Genomic DNA, 1419 nt, shown 5'->3' with positions numbered 1-1419 from the left:
ATAGGTTGGCCAGGTTGCCTGTTGCCTGTTGCCTGTTGAAAATTATAATGCATATGTGACAATCCTGTCAAGTAATTTTTTGATTTATTTACAATTTTATACTTTTCTGTTAAATTTTAGCCTGTTAGCTAAAACCGTGTAAAAAGTATAGTGATTGGAAAAACACGATGCAACATTTTTTTTCGCTCATTTACGTTAACTTTTGTAAATCAGATCTAAAAAGGATCTAAATTATAATTGGTTAATTGATGTTTTAATTAGAGATATTCCAATTACAAATCTTTAAAATTAGAGCGATTGATCCTCAAAAATTTTATTTTAGGGCTTTGAATTAGAAATTTAGTAAGTTTGATCATTTAAAACTTTTTAAGTGAAATTTAAAACCCCAAAAAACCGCGTTCCTCAACTTTTTTTGATGTAAAAACGGCTACTAAAAAACGACACAGTTTAAGGGGGAATTATTTATTTAAGATAATAATTCAAAGCGAAATTTAAACCCCCAAAAACCCCGCTCCTCAACTTTTTTTGATGCAAAAAACAGCTACTAAAAAGCACCACAGTTAGAGCGGAATTATTTATTTAAGACAATATTTCAAAACAGAATTTAAACCCCCAAAAACCCCACTCCTCAACTTTTTTTGCAATAAAAAACCTCAAAAATAAACCCGCCGAGGCGGGTGCTTATGTATCGTGAAGCCATAAAATCGTTTCCGTTCCTAATCCCTCCCTAAACCTTAATGTAATTAAGAACGAAAAAATAAGCGTTAAGGATAAGTGCAAAGTCCTACCGAATTATCATACGAGGGATCAGCCCAATGTACATGACCATCTTTAGGAAAAACAACGAACCGGCTCAAACTTTTTTCATCACTGGTCCAGTACCATTGGACGGCGTCAAAGTTGGTTCGATCATATTTGCCTATATTACCCCACTCCGCAATAAAGCCTGCACCAATTGTACGCATATAATAATCACCTGATGATGAAGGTGTACCTCCAGTAATTTCATAACGTTTTGCATTAGTTAAATCCTTAACTTTAGGCAGGCGATAACCAATACTGTTACACCAGGATTCCATGCTAGGATAGCTGTAATAAGTTTTACCTCGGTTGACAAACCATTGTTTTAACGTAAATCCATATTTAACGATAGCGTTACCACTACTATCTCGACCAACTAACTCGAAGGTCTGGGGCAAAGTAGGCATAGTAATAGGATCAGGATTGCTGGAATTCCATTGAGATTCGGTTGCAACAGGGCCAGTTAAGGTAACCCGTACGCCTGTCGCTGTAGAATTGGTCATAGTCGCCGTGATACCACCACGCGAGACCGGAGACCAAGACAATGCTTGTTTATTACCTGCAATGCTTAAATCAAAGTACATGTTGTTAGCAGCTGTAGTCGGAAAGTTCTTATCC

At 36.3% G+C, this 1419-nt stretch carries 1 pseudogene; it reads right to left on the bottom strand.

The window, feature by feature from the left end:
* Nucleotides 1–764 precede the first annotated feature (764 nt).
* A pseudogene (locus J3U27_RS11120) lies at nt 765–1419 on the bottom strand (hypothetical protein); the annotation flags it as partial.

This window comes from Gilliamella sp. B2911 (assembly GCF_026536965.1).
Classification (GTDB): domain Bacteria; phylum Pseudomonadota; class Gammaproteobacteria; order Enterobacterales; family Orbaceae; genus Gilliamella; species Gilliamella apicola_E.
This window is presented reverse-complemented; position numbering and strand designations above follow the sequence as displayed.